This is a genomic window from Archangium sp. (assembly GCF_036277355.1).
Taxonomy (GTDB): domain Bacteria; phylum Myxococcota; class Myxococcia; order Myxococcales; family Myxococcaceae; genus Archangium.
The window spans coordinates 1-20,143 of sequence record NZ_DASUNC010000164.1; the positions used below are offsets into that span (position 1 = coordinate 1).

A 20,143-nucleotide genomic window follows, 5' to 3' on the forward strand; every position below is an offset into this window, starting at 1 on the left:
CACTCCTATTCGGCGCCGGCCCAGGGCACGCAGGTCCGTCTGCGCGTCTACGACGTTGCCAAGAAGAAGCGGCTCCACTCCATCGACGCGGGGCATGACGGAGGGCCGGAGACCGAGTTGATGAGCGTCCAGGACATCGACAATGACGGCGTGCCCGAGATCGTCCACACCATCGCCGGTACCGGGGAGCGCACGTCGGTGCTCAAGTGGAGCAAGGGCAAGTTCGCCAAGGTGAAGGCTCCATGAGCTACGGCTATCAGGAGCCGACTCGCCTGTGCACCACCAAGGACGAGGTCAGGCGCGAGTCCAACTACGGTGCTCCGAAGACCAAGGACGAATTCGAGGGCGGCAACTCGTTCGAGAAGATCTCCAAGGTCTTCGGTAACCCCCTTCTCGAGAGCTTCTGCGCCAACCACATCGTTCCCGTGGAGTTGGTGGGCTTCGGGCCACAGAAGAACCAGGTTCGGAAGATCGACGTCAACCGCAAGCTGGCGCCTCTCTTCGCGGCGGCGTTCGAGAAGATCAAGGCAGCCAATCTGCCCTATGTACTGCATGCGGTCGGCGGCCACTATTTCCGTTACAAGCTGAACGACCAAGTCAAGGCCGTGCTCGTGAACCGCCCTGAATACGCCGAGCTGCGCAAGCAGCCTGGCTTCATGGGGAACTGGAACGTCGAGTGTGCCAGGCACGATCTCAAGAATCAGTCGTTCGATGAGCTCGTTCCGTGGAAGAAGGGCCACAGGCCCAAGAAGGAGCTGCTCTCCAATCATTCCTGGGGCAACGCCATCGACCTGAATGACCAGACGAACCCGTTCGACGCGACCAGGCGTTTCGACATGCCACGAAGAATCGTGGAGATCATGGCGAGCTTCGGGTTCCACTGGGGCGGCTACTACCACGACTACATGCACTTCGAGTACCTGCGCGCCACCGTGGCTGGGCTCCCCGACGAGGAGCCACCGCAGGTGTTCTTCCCCTTCAACGCGGAGCAGAAGCGCGAGTCGCCGCTCAAGTACTTCTTCCTCAACGAGAGCGGCAAGGGGGGCTACTTCCCGCTGGGACAGCAGCAGAACCTGCATGGGGGCGTGCATCTGGAGCCGGACTCGCCCAAGACCCTGGTGCCGGTCCAGGCGGCCATGCCCGGGTACATTGTGGCCGCGCGGCTCATGGCGCCGGGGACGGGCGGAGACAATGCGTTCCTCCGGGAGGCCACCGAGGGCCGTCACCTGGGCTTCGTGCTGATCCGCCACGAGTTGGCGGCCATCGAGGAGGGCAAGGAGTCCGAGCAGGTCCATCCGCTCTACAGCCTGTACATGCACCTGGCGTCCCCGAAGTGGGACAGGGCGAACGAGGAGTTCGAGAAGGCCCCCTGGCTCGCGTCCTTCTTGAAGATGCAGTTCGGCGGGGTGGTGAACCTGGAGCCGAGCAGCGCGGATGTTGGCAAGACCTTCTGGGCCCAGGAAAAGGTGGAGCCCGAGGCGGCCTCCTTCAAGGTCCAGGGCCGCGAGCAGCCCCTGCCCGCCAGGAGCGGCGAGCGCATCGTGGCCCTGGGCAAGCCGAGCCCCCAGGACGTCGAGGAAGCCATCCAGGCCTTCAAGGAAGGCTCCATCGTCACCTTCGACCGGCCGATCTTCCCCGTGGCCGCGGGAGAGACGATCGGCTTCGTCACCCAGGGCCATCCGGTCACCGCCCAGCCACCCAGGTACCTGCATTGGGAGCTGTTCTCCCTTTCGGGAGGGACAGGGGGGCTCGAGTTCCTCCTGGAGAAGTCTGGGAGGTTGAAGAGCCTGTTCAAGCAGGTCCAGGAGCACCGGCCGGACAACTTCCTGGAGATGCCTTCACCAAGCACGCCGGATGGCACCAACGAGGTCCAGAGCGTCCTCGGGCAGACCGGAGTCGAGCTCGTCAACGACCTGCTCAGCGACAGGTACGGTACGCCGCTGCGGAGGCACTTCAACGACGGCAAGACGTTCTTTCCGGCGGGCGGGTCGTCCGGGGGGGCCCAGACGCCACCGTTCACCTATCCCTTCGACCTCGAGCTCTCGAATCCGCACGAGTACAAGGGCGAGCCGGGGAGTGGGTCCTGCGTCCTCGAAGTCACCTACCAGAAGGCGGGGGTACCGCTCCCGGAGCCTCGGCGGGGACAGCGCCTCACGCTCACCCCGAACCAGGGCAAGGTCACCCTGACCGTACCCGCGGAGGCGGATGAGATCGTGCTCTGGTCGGAGCACTTCTTCCTGGATCAGCCCCTGGTGGTGAAGGCGGAGGAGGTGCGTCCGAAGCGGCTCGAGAGCCGAGAGGCCCTCTTCGAGAAGGCCGTGGCCCAGCGCTGGCGCAACCTCGTGCTCGATCACCTGAATGAGTGGACGCCGAAGGGCTTGAGCGAGCAGCTCGAGGCTCGCAAGAACGCGGGGCACATCGACCTGCCGGATGAGGACAATGCCTTCGAGGAGGTGAAGAAGCAGCTCCTGCCGCTGTGTTGGTGGTCCCGTCCGAAGACGGCTGAGGACAAGTTCGGTGAGGTCCCGGTGCTGGGACCGGACGCGAGCAAGAGTCTCTTCGGGGCGGACGGTCATCTGCTGCCAGATGACGCGAAGATCATCACCATGCACCCGGTTACGGCGCTGTGGCTCACCGACCTCTTGATCGAGAAGGGGGCCATTGCACTCAAGAAGGCATGGCCGCCGGGTACACTCAAGCGCGACGAGAGTACCCAACAGCCGCCTTTCCTGGGCGTGCTCTACAAGGATCCGCGGCCGCTGGTTGGAATGGAGATGCTTCCCGTGCTGGTGCAGCACGGCTACGGCACGACCGACGGCGCGGACGCGACCGATGTGTCCTTCTGGGTGCGCGCGCGAGATGGCGGCGGCCCGTCACAAGGGCCGATGCGGGTGTGCCGCACGCCCTATACCGAAGGAGTTGCCCTGGGGCGCTTCCGTTTCTCCTTCTGGGGACAGTGGGAGCTGTACGCCACCAACGGGGCCGACCAGCGCTTCGAGCCCGTGAAGACCGGGACGACGGTGTTCGAGATGTCCAAGCCCGAGTCCTCCGGGCAGACCTTCGCGCTTGGCACTGGCAAGCCCGATCCCAGCGGCAAGCTCCGGACCCTCGTCATGGGCAGCTTCATCGTCAGCGCGAACTGGCCTGCCGCGCTCGCTGGCTACATCGTGTTCGAGTACTGGCGGGTGCCCAAGAAGGGTGAGCCCGAGGCGAGGGTCTTCAGCAAGCTGGCGATCCCCGTCACCGCGCAGAGACCTCCTGAGCAACGGGTGGAGGGAGGGCTCCGGTTCAAGGGTGAGTTCATCGTGGGGGTGGAGAAGGCGAAGAGCAATCCCAAGGTCACGCCTAACTTCTCCTTCCAGGAGTTCGTGAGCCACAAGCGTCTGGGTCCGGTCTTCATGGGTGCCGCGACGGAATTCGTCCTGGCGGTTCCCCTGGTGCGTCGGCTCCAGGAACTGCGGGAGGTCTGCCGGCCCAGGAGCCGCACGGAGAAGGACATTCCCCTGACGGTGATGCGGCTCGAGGACTCCGGTGTCGAACTGCTCGTCATTCCCGTCTCGAATAAAGCCGAGGATCTCCAGGCCATCGTGGACAGGCTGCCGCGACTCTCCGACCAGCCCGACCTCCAGGTAGTGCGGGCGCAGGACGAGCCGGCGATCCGGATCACCTACGCGGCGAAGCCGGACTCCGGTCCTCTCAACCTCGAATTCGATCCAGGGCCCGCGTTGGGGCGGCTCGTCGCGCAAGCGCTCACCCAGGAGGGGGACAGCCTCCACGTCCGTCCCCACTTCATCGCGCCCAACGGCGGGCACACGCTGCTGGCCGGCAAGCCGGCCGTGGAGGGCGAGGCGAATCTCATCGAAGCCTCGGCGGAGGACATCAAGGCCGCCTGTGGCAATGACTTCCTCGAGCTCGCCGCGGACAAGGAATTGCCCCCCGTGAGCCGGTTCGAGTTCGGTGACCAGGTCATCAAGATGGGCCGGGGCAAGCTCATCACGGAGGTGCGCCTCCATGGCGATGCCCGTCAATGGGCCGCGGCCGGCCCCACGCTCAAGCTCACCGGAGGGGCCGAGTCGAAGAGCGCCATCGTGGGCTCCGTGGTCAGGGCGGATTGGGAGCTCATCAAGAAGAACGAGGTCGTCCCGGGCCGCTGGGGCGCGACGCTCGAGTTCTCCGCCAGCATCACCCAGCCCCAGAAGGTGGCGACGCCTCCGCCCCCGGTGAGCTGGAAGGTCGAGGTCAAACCGGGCCTCGATGAGCTCACGCTGGAGCCGCGGAAGTCGGAGCTCCGGTTCGTGGGCAAGGCCCGCTTCGTCCCCACCGATGTCGACCTCCAGATTGTCTGTGAGCGGATGGTCCGGGCGAGCGTGGGACAGGGAGTCTCCGTCCTCACCGAAGACCCGTCCGCGGACGGCGCCAGTGAGCAGCCGGAGGCGCTGTGGCAGGAGGACGCGGTCATCACCGGCTCCATCCGCTACACGGTCTCGGCCCGCGCGCACTTCGGGCGCTGTACGGAGACGGGGCTCTTCGAGGCCACCCTTCCCAAGGCCGCGCTCAAGAAGGACCAGGGTCCCTTCCGCTTCACCTGGCGCCCCCGGGTGGCCCGGGAAGGCGACCCGCTCATGATTCACGGCATCGCCGTCCAGGCGGCGTCCACCCCTGAGGTCACCTCCACGGAGCTGGGACTTGTCAAATGAGCACACAGGGCAGCGCAGGACAGACCGCCGCTCCGGTTCCGAGCGCCATCCGGGAGACCGAGTCGACCCGCTTGAGCGCGGGCTACCGCAACTCCATCTCCTTCGTGCTCGTCCCCCGGACCGCCATCACGTTCGACCCGATGGATGCCGCGACCACGAGGAACATCGCCGCCCCGGGCGAGCTGCTCATCGACGTCCCCATCCGGGGCAAGGGCAAGAACTTCAAGCCCGGAGACGTGGCGTGTGCGCTCACCTGGCTGGTGACGAGTGGGGAGAAGACAGCCTCGTACCCCGTGGATGGCGCGGTGATGAAGGTGGCGCCGGATGGGCGGTTCCATGTCGAGGTCGCGGGCAAGACTCCCGTCATCGACGTGGTGGCCCAGCGTCTGGTGGGCGAGGGGCTGGTGGGCTTCTCCCTCACGCCGGACTTTCCCCACGCCGAGACGGCCACCTTCCCTCCGTCCCTCCGCTTCAACAACACCTGTGCCATCAAGACGAAGGTGCCCAAGCCGGAGCAGATGCTCCTGGGGGCGCTCGTGACCTTCTCGCCCGACTTCGGGTGGACCTTCAAGAAGGCGGAGCTCGAGCTGCGCGTCATCGAGGTGGATGACGGCGCGACGGAGATCTCGGCCACGGTGCCCCGGAGCGCCTTCTCCCACCGGTGGGACGCAGGCAGCCTGTGGTCGGGCGACCAGTCGTGGGCCATCGGCTTCACGGGTGACTCCTGTGAGCAGCTCGCGGACGTGGGCGAGGAGGAAGCCGGAAGCTACGAGTTCGGCTGGCAGCTCTGGGGGGCGAGCCGGGCGGGGGGTCCCCAGACGCTGCTGCTCGAGCAGCGGGACTTCATCCGGCTCCCGAAGCCCAAGCTCGAGGAGTTCAAGATCGAATACGACAGGACCTGGCATGGGACCTGGGAGGTGAGCGGGAAGATCACGGGTGTGGCCCCGCGCGCCCATCTCATGCTCGACGTGGCGTTGGTGGAACCCGCGGCCGCCGCCGGGGCGCAGCCTCCGGACTACCGCGCCTCGCGGATCCAGATCGCCCTGGATGACGACGGCGTCTTCGAGGCCTACCTGGGAGACCGGCACCTGCCCTGGACGGCGGATCCGCTGGCCCCCGCCGAGCCCGCGCCGCCCCTGGTGGCCACGGCTTCCCAGGAGTCCCTCTGCCTCATCCCCGAAGCCGAGCCGCAGGCCTTCGCCATCCTCTCGTTCCCGGCCGCGGCGCGCGACGGAAAGCCGGGCCCGATGGCGGCCTACCTGGACTTCGACGAGGACACGTTCTCCGCCTTCAAGGGGCAGGGGCTGTCCTGGGATCCGGATGCCGATTGGATCTGCTCGCGGGAGGGCGTCTCGCTGATGCCGCGGCCCCCGAAGCCGAAGCGGCGCAACTCGGGGCTCACCACGAACCCGGCACCGCCGGTCGACGCGGGAGATCAGAAGTCGGTCATCACCTTCGAGGAGATGTGGCTCGACATCATCGCCTGGGAAGGCGTCGTCCCGTACATGTACCGGGATACCGAGGGCCATGTGACGGTGGGGGCGGGCAACATGCTCAGCCGCCTGGAGAAGAACGGCCCCGACGACGTGATGGCGGCCAAGGGTCTGCCCTTCCAGAACATGGATACCGGCAAGCCGGCAACGGAGGCGGAGATCGCGAAGGCCTTCGATGAGGTCCAGAAGCTGCCCAAGGCCATGCGGGCCACGGATTACGCGCTGAGGCCCACCATCGCGCTCACCGACCAGACCATCCGCGCGCTCGCCAAGAAGCGGCTCGACAACGAGTTCCTCCCCCACCTCGTGAACCACTTCCCCGACTTCCACAGCTATCCCCGCGCCGCCCGCCGCGGGCTGCTCGACATCGTCTACAACGTGGGGACGGGCAAGTTCCCGGGAAGGCCGAACAAGCCGGGCAAGGACTTCCTGTTCGACAGTCTCACCAAGGCCGCCAGGGCTCGGAACTGGGCCGTGGCCGCCGAGAACTGTCACACCTCGGGCACGCCCGAGAACCGCAATGCCTGGCGCAAGGCGCTCTTCCTGTACGCCGCCACCGTCGAGGCCAAGAAGACGTAGGCGTACACGCCGCGCCTACGGGTGCTGCTCCAACTCGCGCAGCTTGTCGATGATGACCTGCATGCGGTCGTGGTGCGAGCCCGCCCAGAACACCCGCTTGCAGTCGGGGCACTGCTGGAAGCGGGTGAACGTGGCGTGCACGTTCTCGGGCACGCGGCCGCGCACCTCCTCGGGCGAGGCCCCCGAGAGCGCGCCATTGCACGGGATGCACCGCGAGAAGGGCCGCATGTGCGCGGTGAGCTGGAAGCGCCGCACCACCTCCACCAACTGCTGGGAGGGGTCCGTCTCGCGCGGGAAGTACCCGTGAATCACCTCGGAGCGCTTGAGCACGCCCAGGTCCCGCGTGAGCAGGATGCGCCGCTCCTCGCGCGACAGCCGGGCGAGCACGTCATCCGCGTAGTCGTTGCGCCACAGCGTGTCGAAGCCGAGCATCCTCAGCAGGCCCGCGAGCCGGCCCAGCCCCACGTCCAACAGGAAGCGCGGCTCGGGCAGGGCAGGGGGCCCCACGCGCACCAGCGGTGTCACATCGATGGACGTGAACGCCGGGTAGACGGCCACCCGCTGCCCGTCCCCCACCCGGTGCGAGAAGTCCACCGCCTCTCCGTCCACCAGCACCACGTCCACCTCGGGGTGGGGCGGGCCGAGCGACTCGATGACATCCTTCACCGAGGGGGTGCCCTGGACGGTATGCGCGAACTCCACCCCCCGCCGCTCGGGCGCGAGGAAGTCATTGAGCGCGCCGTGGAAACGGACCTGGAGCCGCGTCATGGCCCGGCGGGCGGGTCGGCCGGGTTGGGACCCTTGTTGCGCAGGCGCCGGATGAGCCTGTCGAGCACCGGCGTGAGCGCGAACGTGATGGCGAAGCGCGGAATCTTGATGACCTGGCAGGCGAGGTACGCGCCGGTGAAGGTGCTCGCGGCCCCCACGGCGCCCTCCACCTTGAAGCCCGCGTCGATGAGCAGCATGAAGCCCACCAGGCACAGGCCGAAGATGGCGTAGTGCACCACCAGGGCCAGCGGGCCGTAGCGCATGATGAAGGCCTGCAGGCGCTCCATGAGCTTCGGTTTCGCCTGGGCCACGGCCGGGGCGTTGGGAGTCTCGTTCGGATTCGGCGTCACGGGTGGCTGAACAGTCTCCATCGTCCCCACCATGCCCCACTTCGAGGCTTCCAGCGAGTCAACCCGACGCCCGCCTGGCTGCTTTCCCGCGCGTGTTGTCAGGCTCCCTGCACCAGGGTAGACCTGAGGGTCCCATGATGCACCGCTTCCGTGTCCTGATCCTCGTGGGTCTCGCCACCCTCGCCGCCGACCAGGTGACCAAGTACCTGGCCGTGGCCCACCTCACGGAGGCGCTCGAGGGGCGCACCGGCTTCGCGCGGGTGACGGGCTTCGTCTCCGAGCAGAACCTGGACAACAGCCCGCCCGAGCCGGGCAAGTACCGGCGTCTGACGCCCTACCGCTTCATCGAGGACTACTGGCACTTCCGCTACGTGGAGAACCCGGGCGCCGCCTGGGGCCTCTTCGGCACCCTGCCCGAGTCCGTGCGCCGGCCCTTCTTCCACCTCGTCAGCCTGGTGGCGCTCGGCTTCATCGGCTTCATGTACGTGCGCCTCACCCCGGACCAGCGGCGGGTGCGCTGGGCCCTGGCGCTCGTGGCGGGTGGTGCGCTGGGCAACTTCGTGGACCGGCTCCTGCGCGGCTACGTCATCGACTTCATCGACTGGCACTGGCGCAACCAGCCCGGCATGCGCTGGCCCACCTTCAACGTGGCCGATGCCGCCATCTGCGTCGGTGTGGGTCTGCTCCTGCTGGACTCCTTCCTCGAGCGCAAGCCCGTGGAAACCGTGACGCCCGGGGGGCAGGTGGTATAAACGCCTCCCGTGCCCCGCAAATACATCCTCCTGCTGACGGTGGCGCTCGGCGTCATCGTCCTCGACCAGTGGACGAAGTACCTCGTCGTGCGCGAGCTCACCACGCGCTTCGATGACCGGCCCACGGTGGGCGAGCGTCTGTCGGCCATGTACGGCGAGCCGCCGCCCCAGGGCTTCGATGGGCTGCACTACCGCTCCAAGCGCTACATCGAGGTCTCCGAGTCCTTCTTCCGCCTGCGCTACGCGGAGAACCCGGGCGCGGCCTGGGGCCTGTTCCGGAGCCTTCCGCCCGCCACGCGCGGCCTGCTCTTCCACGTGGTGAGCATCGGCGCGGTGGTGCTCATCACCTGGTACTTCAGCAAGCTGAGCGGGAAGGATCCCCAGGAGCGCTGGGCCCTGTGGGGCCTGCCGCTGGTGCTGGGCGGGGCCATCGGCAACTACATCGACCGCATCGCCCGGGCCTTCGTCATCGATTTCCTCGAGGCCCATTGGTACGACAAGGCCGCCTGGCCGTCCTTCAACGTGGCCGACTCGGCCATCGTCGTGGGCGTGGGCCTGCTCCTGGTGGACGCCTTCGTGCGCAAGGAGACGCCCGACAAGGAGACGCCCAAGCAGGACAAGTCGGCCACGGCCCGCTCCTGACGGCCGGCCGCTCCCCCAGCGGGCGGTCCCGAGCGGGGGCCGCCACTCCCCACCCCCGCGGCGCCGTGAACGGGTAACCTGCGCGGCCTCGCGACCCCGAGGCTCCTGCCATGCTTCCCGTCCTCGTCCACTTCACCTTCACCTCCCTCTGGTCCCAGCTCGTCCTGTATGCCCTGGCGCTCGGCGTCGTGGGCTACATCGCCTCCAACGGCTGGCGCGGCGCCGAGGGCACCCCCAAGTCCCCCGGGGAGACGCCCGAGCCGCCCACCTCCAGTGAGCGCCTGCAGCGCGCGCTCGGCTATGGCGCCTTCGCCGCGGCCCTGGCGTGGTTCGGCCTGCGCTATGCGCTGCCCGCGTCCGCCATCCCCGGTGGCAAGGGCGAGGGCATCCCCATCCACACCTATGGTGTGCTGCTGGCCACCGGCTTCATGACGGCCCTGACGGTGGCGGCGCGGCTGGCACGCGAGGAGTGGCGCAAGCCCACGTGGGTGCCGGACGCCCAGGGCGGTGGCCAGTGGGTGGACACCGAGGGTCCGCGCAAGCAGGAGGCCATGATGGACTTCGGCTTCTACGCGCTGGTGGGGGGCCTGGTGGGCAGCCGCGTCCTCTTCGTCCTCGTCAACTGGAAGGACTACGCGCGCGACTGGACGCAGGTGTTCTCCCTGGGCGGCGGGCTCGTGTTCTACGGCGGCCTCATCGGCGCCGCGCTGGCGTCCATGCTCTTCGCCAAGCAGCACCGCATGGAGTTCATGCGGCTGGCGGACCTGGCCATCCCCACCGTGTCGCTGGGCCAGTGCCTGGGTCGCCTGGGGTGCTTCTCCGCCGGCTGCTGCTGGGGGGACGTCACCCACGCGGGCGCGCGCTTCGCCGTCCACTTCCCCGGCGCGGGGCTGGCCAAGGACCTCTTCGGGCGGCTCGGCGGCACCTCCAGCCTCGCCTTCCAGTCCCAGTCGCAGGACTCGCGCTACGTGGTGGAGGCCACCGGGGAGATTCTGCACCACATGGCCCCCGGCGCGGTGCGCATCTCCGACTGGGTGGCGCAGCACGGCACCACGCTGCCCATCTACCCCACCCAGATTTTCGAGTCCGTGGGCCAGCTCGTGCTCTTCCTGGCGCTGCTCTTCGCCCGGCGCTACCGGCGCTTCCACGGCCAGATTTTCGCCATGTGGCTGATGTGCTACGCGGTGCTGCGCACCACGGTGGAGCTGTTCCGCGGCGACACCGAGCGCGGCACCCTGCACGGCCTGCTCGAGTCCCTGGGCGCCTCCCGCCTGGCCGACTCGGTGCCCCTGGAGGCCTGGTTCAACATCTCCACCAGCCAGTTCATCTCCCTGTGCATGTTCACCTTTGGTGCGACTTTGCTGTACCGGCGGATCCGCCGGGCAAGCGAGGCGGCTGGCGTCGGCCCGACACCGAGCCCTGCCTGAGGTTGATCCCCGGTCCCGTCTTGAGGACACTCTAGGAACCCATGGCGTACGAGTCCTCGAAGTCGTCCACGAAGAACCAGGCCTTGAAGGCCGGAACCTCGGCGAAGTCGTCCGCCAAGCTGGCCGCGACCAGTGGTGACACCAAGTCCGGGATGCCCACGATGTCGGGCAGTGAGGTGGCGTTCCAGGAGTGTGACGCCATCGAGGCCGACATCGCCGCCCTCAAGGTGGCCTACGAGTTCTACTTCATGGGGAACGAGCGCCTGCCGCCGACGCGGGCGTACGAGGACCTCAAGAAGCGGCTGGAGCGGCTGAAGACGAGCTTCATCCGCAACACCGCGGCCAAGTTCCGCGTGCAGGCCATCGCCACCAAGTTCGCCACGTACGAGCGGCTGTGGCAGCGCACGCTGCAGGAAATCGAGAACGGCACCTACAAGCGGGACGTGGCCAAGGTGAAGCGCCGCACGCAGAAGCAGGCGGGCTCCGACAGGCCCAAGACGCTGGGCGCCATCGAGCTGCCGGACGAGGATTTCGATGTCGAGGAGGTGAAGCCCTCCAAGGTGCCGTCCATCGCGCCGCTCGTCCCGCCCGTGGAACCGGTGCCCTTCCGGGGTGGCGTGCCGTCGGTGGCGCCGCTGGTGCCCTCGGTGGCGCCGCTCGTCCCGCCCGTGGCGCCCGTGGCGGGCACGCCGGCCCGGGGCACCGCGATTCCGTCCATTCCCTCCGTGGCCCCGGTGGCGCCGCGCGTGGCTCCGGTGGTGCCTCCCGTGGCGCCCGCCGTGCCGCGCGTGGCTCCCGCGGTCCCGCCCGTGGCGGCCCGTCCCGCCGCCAAACCCGCGGGGGCGCGTCCTCCCGTGGCGGCCAGCGGCGGTGGGCTCTCCGACGACAAGCTCAAGTCCGTCTATGACGCCTACGTCGCCGCCAAGCGTCAGAACAAGGAGGACACCTCCAAGATGAACTACGACTCCATCGCCGCCACGCTGCGCAAGCAGGTGCCCGAGCTGATGAAGCAGCACAACGCCAGGTCGGTGGAGTTCAAGGTCGTCATCAAGGATGGCAAGGCCGTCCTCAAGGCCGTTCCCAAGTAGGGCGAGCGCGGATGAACCAGAACCTCGAGTCGCTCAAGGAGCGGGTGAGCCGCCTGTCGGTGATGATTTTCGACATCGACGGCACGCTCACCGATGGCCGCATCTTCTGGGTGCCCAACTCGGGCTGGACGCAGATGTACAGCGTGCGCGACGGCATGGGCATCAAGCGGCTGCAGGAGGCGGGGCTGGAGGTGGCGGCCATCTCCGGCGGCGACAGCCTGTCCGCGCAGATGCGGATGCAGTCGCTGGGCCTCAAGCACGTGCACTTCGGCAGCCAGGACAAGGTGGCGCACTTCGAGAAGCTGCTGGAGCTGTTGAAGGTGACGGCGGACCGGTGTGGGTACATGGGCGACGAGACGGTGGACCTGCCGCTGCTCAAGGCGGTGGGTTTCTCGGCGGCGCCGCCCGAGGCCCCGGACGAGGTGCGTTCGCAAGTGCACTATGTGGCGCAGCGGCCGGCGGGCTTCGGCGCGGCGCGTGAGGTGTGTGAGTTCATTCTTCGTCACCGGCAGGCGCCGTAGCGCCCTGGAGGACGGGGTAAGCGTCGGCTGTTGGAATCCGTTACATGCCGGGGAGATCCATCCGTCCCGGGGGGAGGTTGTCCCCTGGAGGAGGGCTCCCTAGTTTCCGCCACGCGAGAGGCCCTGCCGGGCGCTCGCGGGCAGGCAAACGCACCGGACTTCGAGGTGGGCGATGGCGGGTCGGACACGGCGCTGGGGGCTCGGGGTGGCGGCGATGGCGCTGTGCCTGGCGAGCGGTTGCGTGGGGCCTCCCGAGGACGCGGAGGCGCGGCTGGCGCAGCTGGAGGCCGAGGACAAGCAGATGGACGCGGCGCTCGACGCGGTGGAGACGCGGCTGCTGGGCAACCAGTCCAAGATGCACCTGTGGCAGGAGTTGGAGCGGCGGCACGAGCAGGTGTCGGCCATCCAGTGCCGCGTGGCGGATTCGCACCTCATGGCCATGGCCGAGCACTACGAGAAGCAGGAGGCCAAGGCGCGCCAGCTGCACAAGCGCCGCCGCATGGCCGCCGTGAACGCCGCGGTGATGACCGGGAGCCGTTGAGCGGCAACCCGGCACCCGGGTTCAGAGGTTGCGCAGCACCGCCTCGGCGCCAGGGCTCGAGGTCTCGGGGTGACACGTCCCGGGAAACGGGTTGTCCACCTCGAGGGCCTCGGAGAGGTCCGCGAACAGTGAGCGCGCGAGCCGGGCGTGGGACTCCTGGGACAGGGCACCGGACCAGTCGAGCTCGCGCAGGGCCTTCACTCCGCCGTGGGTCTCCCGGTAGCGGTGGGGGTTGGGGTTCTGCTCGTCCCCTTCCGGGTCGCAGAGGTACTGGAGATACCGTTTGGGGTGGCGCTGGCGGTCGGGCGTGGCCCAGTACTTCGCCTTGTCCGGCACTTCGAGGAACGGCGGCTCGTGGGTGATGAAGTCCTCGACGTCGAGGGCTCGGGCATCCACGGTGGAAGGGCGCTGTGCACCCGCACGGGTGAGCGCGCCGGGCTCGCCGTAGAAGTAGGCTTCCACCATGGGGCAGAGCAGGTGGAAGGAGCAGTGCTCGCGCAGGCGCTGGACGACCTGCTCCTGACGCCTGGCACTGGGCCATGCGTAGGTCTCGAGATGGTGCTTCACGGCCTCGCGCAGCTGGCCGACGACCACGTCCACCTGGTCGAGGTTCGGCAGCTCCACGTCATCCACGGCGATGACGAGGTCGGGGCGCTCTCCGGTCCGTCCCGGGTCCGTGGCGGCGACCATGGCCGCCGCGAGCCTGTCCACCTGGCTCGGGCGGGTTCCCCCCGTCCGGGGAACGAGCTTCAGGCGTGCGCTGGTGAAGGAGTCGCGGATGATGGGGGATGTGAACTCGGCGGAGGGGAAGTACCGCCGGAGCGAGGGCACCAGCCCGGCTCGTTCGCACTCGCCCGTGGTGATGAGGACGACCTTCTTCATCAGGAGGGCTCGGGCTCCCCAGGGGCGCCGAACTCGAGGTGCGCGTAGAGGTCTCCCAGTGAGAAGTGGGAGAGGTACTCGGGGTCGCGGAACTGGTTCAGGGGAACCGGGTTGGTCTTCTGGGACGGCTCCATTACATAGACCTGCTCGGGGCAGTCACGGAACTGGTCGAGCACGACGGGCGAGTGCGTGGCGAGCAGCACGGTGCTCTTCGTCTGGGCCGACCAGGTACGGAACGCCTCGATGAGCCGCTTGATGGCGAAGGGATGGAGCGCGTTCTCCACTTCATCGAGAGCGACCATGCCGCCTTCGGGGACAGAGGCCACCGCGCACAGGTGCAGCAGCGCGACGAGCAGGCCATTGGCCGCGAAGGTGATGGGATAGGTGGTGTCGGGCCTCGGGGCTACGACACGTGCGGCGACCGTCGTTCCGGCGGTTTCGAAGTCCAGGTCCGAGAAGTTGTCCGGGAAGAGGGTTCGCAGGCTCTCCATGACGAAGTTGATGCGGACGCGGTCGGCGCGCGTGTCCCGCCAGTTGCGCAGGACGGAGAAGACGTTGCGCCCATGGACGTCCAGCGCCTTCTCCGAGGAGAGCGGGGAGCCGTTCTCCCGGATGTGGGCGAGGTGGTAGTCCGCGTAGCAGCGGTAGCCTTGGAGAAGCGAGAGCAGTGGTTGAACTCTTGCCGCAGTGTCCGGGTTGTCCGCAGCCAGGCGGAGCAGACTTCGCTCGTCTGCGGGCATTGATGTCTTGTTGAATTGGACCGAGGTGACTCCGCGTTGGCCAAGCAATCTCCGACCTTCAATGAGTTCCTCAGCGTAGCTTCCACCGGAGCGGAACTCGCTGCTCTTGATGCCGATAGTCCAACTGATGTTGTTGCGTTCGACATGAAGATCGATGACTCCGCTGGGCCCGGTGTCGAAGTTCGCCAGGTTGGCAACGCCTCCTCTGTGGTCCAGTGCGCGCATCAAACCGTGCTCAAGGGTATGGCGTAGCAGCTGGGGCACATCCAGCAGTGTGCTCTTCCCGGCGCCGTTGGGACCCACGAGGGTGCAGACTCCTTGTGGCGCCCAATCTGTCCTTCGGAGGGCTCGGTAGTTCCTGACTGTAAGTCTCAGCGGCATCCGGACACCCTCGTCTCTCCGGTCACGCGGACGTGCTACCACGGATATAGCCACGGCTCCGCACTCTGGACGCGGGTCTCGTACACGGGTGCAACCCGGGGCCCGATATACCCTCACCCCGGCCCTCTCCCGGAGGGAGAGGGGGATGGGGAGGTGCTCGGAACCCTGGGGGGCGGCCGGGCGGGCGCCGGCTTCCGTGACGAGGGCGTCAATTCCGGGTAGAACTCCCGCCTCGTGAGAACCCGGATTGGAGCACTCGTCCTTGCTGTCGTGGCCGGGCTCGCCGGCTGCGGTATCCCTCCGCCCGAGGCGTGCGTCCAGGAGCCCACTCCGGTCCTGGATGCCCAGGGCGACGTCTTCCGCTGCATCGCCGCCGAGGACTGTCCCCGCTCCTCCCGTATTTCCCTGTGTGTCGACGACGCCGGTGGTGACGTGGCCTGCATCCGCTGCCTCGAGACCCGGTGTGTCACCATTGCCCCGGAGACCTGCTGATGCGGCGCGTGATGCTCGCCCTCGCCCTCGCGCTTGCCCCGGGTTGCTCCCGGGATGGCGCCACCGACCACATGCAGCGCGCCCGCGACGCCATCTTCGAGAAGCGTCCCGATGAGGCCCTCGTCGAGTACCGCAAGGCGCTCGACTCCCTGCGCATGGACGAGTCCGCCCAGGCCCAGGTGCTCAAGGCCCGCGCCCTCAAGGGCGCCGCCGACGTCTACTGGCTCGAGCTGCGCAAGGTGAAGGAGGCCGTGAGCGTCTACAAGGAGCTCATCAACCAGTGCCCCGAGTCTCCCGAGGCCCTCGAGGGCCGCGTGGTGCTCGCCGAGCTGCTGCGCGTGCACTACCGCGACCCGCGCGGCGCCATTGATCAACTCACCGCCGCCCTGGCCCGCAACCCGCCCCAGAGCGCCGAGCTGCACTACCAGGTGGCCAAGCTGTACTTCGAGCTGCAGGACTACCAGCAGTGCGTGCTCGAGTCGCGCAAGCTCGTCGAGCGCTTCGCCACCAGCGCCTTCGTGGACGATGCCATCTACCTGCAGGCCCAGGCGCTGCACATGCAGGCGCTCAAGGCCGAGCCCGGCGCACCCGAGATTCCGCGCTTCCGCCAGGAGGCCTCGCGCACGTACGCGGACCTCATCACCCGCTTCCCGGACTCGGAGCTCGCCCCCCACGCCGTCTTCGAGATGGGCAAGCTCAAGGCCGAGGCCGGTGACTACGAGAAGGCCATCGAGACGTGGGTGCAGGCCCTGAAGACGCACCCGGAGCCGGCCACCGTGCAGGACGCCATCGCCCGCGCCCGGCGCCGCATCGCCGCGACGACGCCGGAAGAGGTCGGCTCGCGCACCACGGCCTTCGAGCGCAACCGCCCGCCCCCGCGCAACTCCATCGAGGCCGTCGGCGGCTCGGCCGATGAACGCGACCACGGCGACTGACACTCGCCCTCCCTTCCTCCCTCTCCCCCTGGGAGAGGGCCGGGGTGAGGGGCTGTCTCCCCGCCTTTCCGTTGCATCCGCGTGCCCAGGTCGTTAGGCTCCTAACGAGATGGCGCTCGAACTGAAGAACCTCCCGGAGTACGAGACCCTCCAGCGGGATGCGAGGCGCTATCCGGAGTCGGACGCGTCGGCCGTGGAGGCGTGTCTGACGCTGCTGCGGATTTCGGACGACGTGGAGGCGGCCTATGGGGCGCACTTCGCGCGGCACGGGCTGTCCCAGGCGCGCTTCATCGTCCTCATGCAGCTGCAGCGGGAGGAGGAGGGCCTGCGTCCCGCCGAGCTGGCCGAGCGCACGGGCGTCACGCGCGCGACGATGACGGGGCTGCTGGACGGGCTGGAGAAGGAGGGGCTCATCCTGCGCCGGGCGCATGCCGAGGACGGGCGCATGTCGGTGGTGCGCGTGTCCGCCAAGGGGCGTCAGCGGTTGGAGGGCATCCTCCCGGACCACTACCGCCGCACCGCCGCCTTGATGAGCGGCCTGTCCGCCGCGGAGCGCCAGCAACTCACGGCCCTGCTCACGAAGGTGGCCGCCGGCATCCCCCATGTCCGGGACCCCTGAGGCTCTTTTTTTTGACCGAGTAGTTAGGAGGCTAATCACATGGAAGCAATCACGACGCGCATCGTTCCGGGCAATGGGGTGTGCACCCTCATCAACGTCTTCACCGTGGCGCCCGAGCGGCAGGCGGAGCTGGTGAAGCTGTTGGAGGAGGCGACGGAGGAGGTGATGCGGCACCTGCCGGGGTTCATCTCGGCGAACCTCCACCGGAGCCTGGATGGCACCCGGGTGACCAACTACGCGCAGTGGGCGAGCCGCGAGCACTTCGAGGCCATGCTGCGCAATCCGAAGGCCCAGGTGCACATGCGGGCCGCGGCGGCGCTGGTGGAGCAGTACGAGCCGCACCTGTACGAGGTGGCCTCCACGCACGCGCGTGCCTAGGCGCGCACGCCCTCCAGCACCGTCTCGAAGAGGGGCGCGGCCTGCGTGGGGTCATCCGCGTCCGCCACGAGCAGCAGGTGGATGCGGCCACCCTCCACTCGCGCGTCCACGCCCTCCAGCTTCACCTTCGCGTCCACGCCATCGAGGAACATCGGCGTGCCATCCGGCGCCAGCACGCCCACCGCCGAGCCCATCACCGCGCCATCCGCGTAGGCGTCCCGGGTGTCCTCGGCGGCGGCGGTGAAGACGATGCGGCCATCCGGCAGCGGCGCCGCGTCCGTGAAGGACAGGCGCACGGTGCCCGCCCGGCCCAGCTCCCAGCGCCGCACGATGCGCACCACGTCCGCCTCCAGCGGCGCGCCCGCCTCCAGTGCTCGCACCACGCGGCCCGCGTCCAGGTCCACCACCGCGTCCTTGCCCTCGTCCCCGTTGCCCCGGTTGAGCAGGCGCAGGCGCGCGCCCGACACCGCCGCCCCCTCCACGTTGAGCGGACCCAGCTCCCGCGCGAGCTGCGCGTACAGGCGGGTGAAGTCCACCTCGCGCACCGGGCCGCCCACGCTCCCGTCCGCCGCGAGCGGGATGAGGGCTCCCTTCTGCCTCACCGCCGTGCTCCCCGAGGGCACCGCCAGCAGCGCTCCATGTGGCGCACCCTGCAGGCCCTGCACGAGGCAGAGCGCCTCCATGTCGGGCTTCTGGGCCTTGCGGCTCCGGGGCTCCAGCGGCAGCTCGCCCGGCAACAGGCGCTGGAATGCACCGGGGGCCTCGCCCTCCAGCGGGAAGGTGGCCAGGAAGAGCGAGTCGTCCGCGACGACGTGCAGCCACTGGCCCGCGCGCACCAGGCCGCTCGCGGCCGATACGTGGGCATGGCCCCCGGCCGTCTCGGGTGCCTGCAGGGTCAGTTTCCGGCGCTGGGTGAGGCGGAGCATGCGGTTCCTCGGGTTGGCGACACCCTCACCCTAACCCCCTCCCAGGGGGAGAGGGGACTTCTCACCGGTCCTGTGTCCGCTCCTGGGTCCGGTGTCTCGCTGGTGGGGGGGGGCTCAGCCCTTCTGGCCCCAGCCGTGCTCCAGCGCCTGCTTGTCGCGCAGCAGCAGGTTCCACGTCTGCGGCTGCGAGGCCAGCAGCGTGAGCCAGGTGTCGATCTCCCCATCCATCGCCGGGTCCACGCCCTTGAGCTTCTGAAGCACCGGCACCGCGCCCGACAGGCCCAGCCGCGAGATGCTCTCCAGGATGGCGCCGCGCACTTCGCGCGAGCCCTCCGTGGCGAAGCGCTCCGTCAGCGCCTTCATCGTCCGCCCGGTCTCGCCCACCTGCACCGTGCCCAGCGCCTTCGCCGCCGCGGCCCGGACTTCGGGGTGCTCGGACTTCTCGAGCAGCTGCCGCACGGAGTCCACCGCCGGGGTCCGCGCCGCCTCGATGGAGGATGCGCTCAGCAGCCCCGCCGCCGTCTTCGGATCGCTCGCCTCCGACGCGAGCGCCACCGCCTGCTCCGCCACGCCCTGGAAGCGTCCGAAGTTGCGCGCGGCCTCGTCCGTCAGGTTGCCCACCACCGCCTCGCGCACCTCGGGCGCCGGGTCCTTCACCCACTGCCGGTACGCCTGCCGCGTGGACTCCGCCTTCGCCAGCACCTCGCTCGCCGGCTCGTCCGAGGCCCGCAGCGCTCGCACCATCACCGCCTTGCGCCCCGGGTCCGTTTCGCGCCCCGCCTTGTCCAGCACCCGCTCCAGCACCTCCCGGTTCCCCGTCAGGTTGAAGCGCATCACCCAGAGCGCCGTCAGCGCCTCCAGCACCTCCGGGTCCTGCTCCGCCTCCACCTTCGCCCACAGCTGCTCGGGGGGCAGGTTCTCCAGGATGCCGCGCAGCTGCTCCATCACGTAGCGGCGCCACGCCGGCGAGCCCTTGCCCTGGCGGTACTCCTCCACCAGGGAGTCCAGCTCGCACGGCACCGCCCGCAGCATGTCCTGGGGCGGGGGGCCCTTTGCCACGGGGGCCGGGGCTGGCGTGGCCGGAGCCTTCTGTCCGCCACCCGCGCTCGCGCCGTCCGAGGCCACGGGAGCCCGCGGCTCACCGGAGGGCGCGTTCCCCCTGCCCGAGAGCCACACCATCAGCCCCGCGAGCACGGCGATCAGCCCCGCGCCAACACCCACCCACTTCTTGTTCGCTCCCGTGCTCATCGCCTACCCCTCCGGGGCCTCGCAGCGGTGGTGGTTGGCCTTGCCGGGGAACACCCGGTCGAAGTCCACCTGCCCCCCGTCATACAGCGCCTTGAAGTCGGCGTAGTCCTGCCGGAAGCGCGCGTCCTGCCGCGCGAAGTCCTTCAGCAGCGGCAGCGCCCGCGCCCCCGCGGCCCGCACCGCGTAGCGGACGATGGCCCAGCGCACGCACTCGTTCTTCTCCTGGGGGAAGGACTCGCCGAAGGCCTCGAGCACCGCCTGCGTGTCCCGCCCCGAGGACATCACCAGCGCGGCCATCTCGCGCACGTCCGGGTCCGGGTCCTCGCGCTGGAGCTTCGCCAGCTGCTGCAGGGACTGCCCCTCGATGCGGGCGTCCGGGTAGGTGCCCATCTCGATGGCCAGGCCGCGCATGTCCGGCTCGGTGGAGTCGAGCGCCACCTCCAGCAGCTTGCCCATGTACGGGTCGAAGCGGCCGGTGCGCTGGAAGTCGTTGTCCATCACCCGGCCGATGGAGCGCACCGTGTGCATGGCCACGCCCGTGACGAGCGTGTCCTTCTTGGCCAGCGTGGTGAGGCGCTCCAGCATGGCCGGCTCGAAGCGGTGCTGCGTCTCCAGGGCCATGAGGGCGTTGGCCTGGTGGCCGGGGTCCTGGTGGCTCTCGGCCATGGAGGCCAGCCTGTCCAC

Annotated in this window: 20 protein-coding genes and 1 pseudogene; 14 read left to right on the forward strand and 7 right to left on the reverse strand. The window is 68.8% G+C overall.

Translation table 11 applies throughout. The annotated features are described in order from the left end of the window. From VFZ09_RS40445 to VFZ09_RS40455, 3 genes and pseudogenes are all read left to right on the forward strand, one after another. Positions 1-246, forward strand: a pseudogene (locus tag VFZ09_RS40445) (hypothetical protein); the annotation flags it as partial. Further along, a complete protein-coding gene (locus tag VFZ09_RS40450) occupies positions 243-4,697 on the forward strand; it encodes a M15 family metallopeptidase (RefSeq protein WP_329733134.1) in 4,455 nt (1,484 codons plus the stop codon). The pseudogene VFZ09_RS40445 and the gene VFZ09_RS40450, both read left to right, overlap by 4 nt. Then, positions 4,694-6,769, forward strand: a complete 2,076-nt coding sequence (locus VFZ09_RS40455; protein ID WP_329733135.1) for a hypothetical protein — start codon at positions 4,694-4,696, stop codon at positions 6,767-6,769. The genes VFZ09_RS40450 and VFZ09_RS40455 overlap by 4 nt, the downstream gene beginning before the upstream one ends. Positions 6,770-6,784: 15 nt before the next feature. Here the strand turns inward: VFZ09_RS40455 and VFZ09_RS40460 are convergent, their stop codons facing one another. Further along, a complete protein-coding gene (locus tag VFZ09_RS40460) occupies positions 6,785-7,537 on the reverse strand; it encodes a Mut7-C RNAse domain-containing protein (RefSeq protein WP_329733136.1) in 753 nt (250 codons plus the stop codon). Further along, positions 7,534-7,887, reverse strand: a complete 354-nt coding sequence (locus tag VFZ09_RS40465) for a hypothetical protein (RefSeq protein ID WP_329733137.1) — start codon at positions 7,885-7,887, stop codon at positions 7,534-7,536. Before VFZ09_RS40465 ends, VFZ09_RS40460 begins: the two co-directional genes overlap by 4 nt. A 134-nt stretch (positions 7,888-8,021) precedes the next feature. On the opposite strand from VFZ09_RS40465, the gene lspA (VFZ09_RS40470) reads away from it, so the two are divergent. From lspA (VFZ09_RS40470) to VFZ09_RS40495, 6 genes are all read left to right on the forward strand, one after another. Further along, positions 8,022-8,639: a signal peptidase II gene (lspA, locus tag VFZ09_RS40470; RefSeq protein ID WP_329733138.1), complete on the forward strand. Its 618-nt coding sequence runs from the start codon at positions 8,022-8,024 to the stop codon at positions 8,637-8,639. Positions 8,640-8,648: 9 nt separating this feature from the next. Beyond that, the gene (gene lspA, locus VFZ09_RS40475) at positions 8,649-9,281 is read left to right on the forward strand and encodes a signal peptidase II (protein WP_329733139.1); all 633 of its coding nucleotides are present in this window, start codon (positions 8,649-8,651) and stop codon (positions 9,279-9,281) included. A 110-nt stretch (positions 9,282-9,391) separates the two neighbouring features. After that, positions 9,392-10,708 carry a prolipoprotein diacylglyceryl transferase gene (locus VFZ09_RS40480; RefSeq protein WP_329733140.1) on the forward strand — a complete coding sequence of 439 codons (1,317 nt, stop codon included), beginning with the start codon at positions 9,392-9,394 and terminating at the stop codon, positions 10,706-10,708. Positions 10,709-10,749: 41 nt separating this feature from the next. Continuing rightward, the gene (locus VFZ09_RS40485) at positions 10,750-11,796 is read left to right on the forward strand and encodes an MXAN_5187 C-terminal domain-containing protein (protein ID WP_329733141.1); all 1,047 of its coding nucleotides are present in this window, start codon (positions 10,750-10,752) and stop codon (positions 11,794-11,796) included. Between the two features lie 11 nt (positions 11,797-11,807). Next, positions 11,808-12,317, forward strand: a complete 510-nt coding sequence (locus VFZ09_RS40490) for a KdsC family phosphatase (RefSeq protein ID WP_329733142.1) — start codon at positions 11,808-11,810, stop codon at positions 12,315-12,317. A gap of 172 nt (positions 12,318-12,489) precedes the next feature. Next, entirely contained in the window at positions 12,490-12,858 is a 369-nt protein-coding gene (locus VFZ09_RS40495; RefSeq protein ID WP_329733143.1) for a hypothetical protein, read from the forward strand. A 21-nt stretch (positions 12,859-12,879) separates the two neighbouring features. Here the strand turns inward: VFZ09_RS40495 and VFZ09_RS40500 are convergent, their stop codons facing one another. Both VFZ09_RS40500 and VFZ09_RS40505 read right to left on the reverse strand, forming a co-directional pair. Then, complete coding sequence (locus VFZ09_RS40500; RefSeq protein WP_329733144.1) at positions 12,880-13,740, reverse strand: hypothetical protein; 861 nt, start codon at positions 13,738-13,740, stop codon at positions 12,880-12,882. After that, positions 13,740-14,480, reverse strand: a complete 741-nt coding sequence (locus tag VFZ09_RS40505) for an AAA family ATPase (RefSeq protein ID WP_329733145.1) — start codon at positions 14,478-14,480, stop codon at positions 13,740-13,742. Before VFZ09_RS40505 ends, VFZ09_RS40500 begins: the two co-directional genes overlap by 1 nt. A 36-nt stretch (positions 14,481-14,516) precedes the next feature. Between VFZ09_RS40505 and VFZ09_RS40510 the strand changes: the two genes are divergently transcribed. The 5 genes from VFZ09_RS40510 (at position 14,517) to VFZ09_RS40530 (ending at position 17,285) form a co-directional block, all read left to right on the forward strand. Then, complete coding sequence (locus tag VFZ09_RS40510; RefSeq protein ID WP_329733146.1) at positions 14,517-14,732, forward strand: hypothetical protein; 216 nt, start codon at positions 14,517-14,519, stop codon at positions 14,730-14,732. Between the two features lie 363 nt (positions 14,733-15,095). Continuing rightward, on the forward strand, positions 15,096-15,353 hold the full coding sequence (locus tag VFZ09_RS40515; protein WP_329733147.1) for a hypothetical protein: 258 nt from the start codon (positions 15,096-15,098) through the stop codon (positions 15,351-15,353). After that, the gene (locus VFZ09_RS40520) at positions 15,353-16,288 is read left to right on the forward strand and encodes a tetratricopeptide repeat protein (protein ID WP_329733148.1); all 936 of its coding nucleotides are present in this window, start codon (positions 15,353-15,355) and stop codon (positions 16,286-16,288) included. Before VFZ09_RS40515 ends, VFZ09_RS40520 begins: the two co-directional genes overlap by 1 nt. Before the next feature lie 109 nt (positions 16,289-16,397). Further along, positions 16,398-16,907, forward strand: a complete 510-nt coding sequence (locus tag VFZ09_RS40525) for a MarR family transcriptional regulator (RefSeq protein ID WP_329733149.1) — start codon at positions 16,398-16,400, stop codon at positions 16,905-16,907. Between the two features lie 39 nt (positions 16,908-16,946). After that, positions 16,947-17,285: an antibiotic biosynthesis monooxygenase family protein gene (locus VFZ09_RS40530; protein ID WP_329733150.1), complete on the forward strand. Its 339-nt coding sequence runs from the start codon at positions 16,947-16,949 to the stop codon at positions 17,283-17,285. On the opposite strand, the gene VFZ09_RS40535 is transcribed toward VFZ09_RS40530, so the two are convergent. The 3 genes from VFZ09_RS40535 to VFZ09_RS40545 form a co-directional block, all read right to left on the reverse strand. Then, positions 17,282-18,211, reverse strand: coding sequence for a DUF6929 family protein (locus VFZ09_RS40535; protein WP_329733151.1), 930 nt, complete (start codon positions 18,209-18,211; stop codon positions 17,282-17,284). The two genes, VFZ09_RS40530 and VFZ09_RS40535, sit on opposite strands and share 4 nt — an antisense overlap. Before the next feature lie 114 nt (positions 18,212-18,325). Beyond that, on the reverse strand, positions 18,326-19,459 hold the full coding sequence (locus tag VFZ09_RS40540) for a HEAT repeat domain-containing protein (protein WP_329733152.1): 1,134 nt from the start codon (positions 19,457-19,459) through the stop codon (positions 18,326-18,328). A 3-nt stretch (positions 19,460-19,462) separates the two neighbouring features. Beyond that, positions 19,463-20,143, reverse strand: a 681-nt coding sequence (locus VFZ09_RS40545; protein WP_329733153.1) for a HEAT repeat domain-containing protein, incomplete at its 5' end; no start/stop codon positions are given.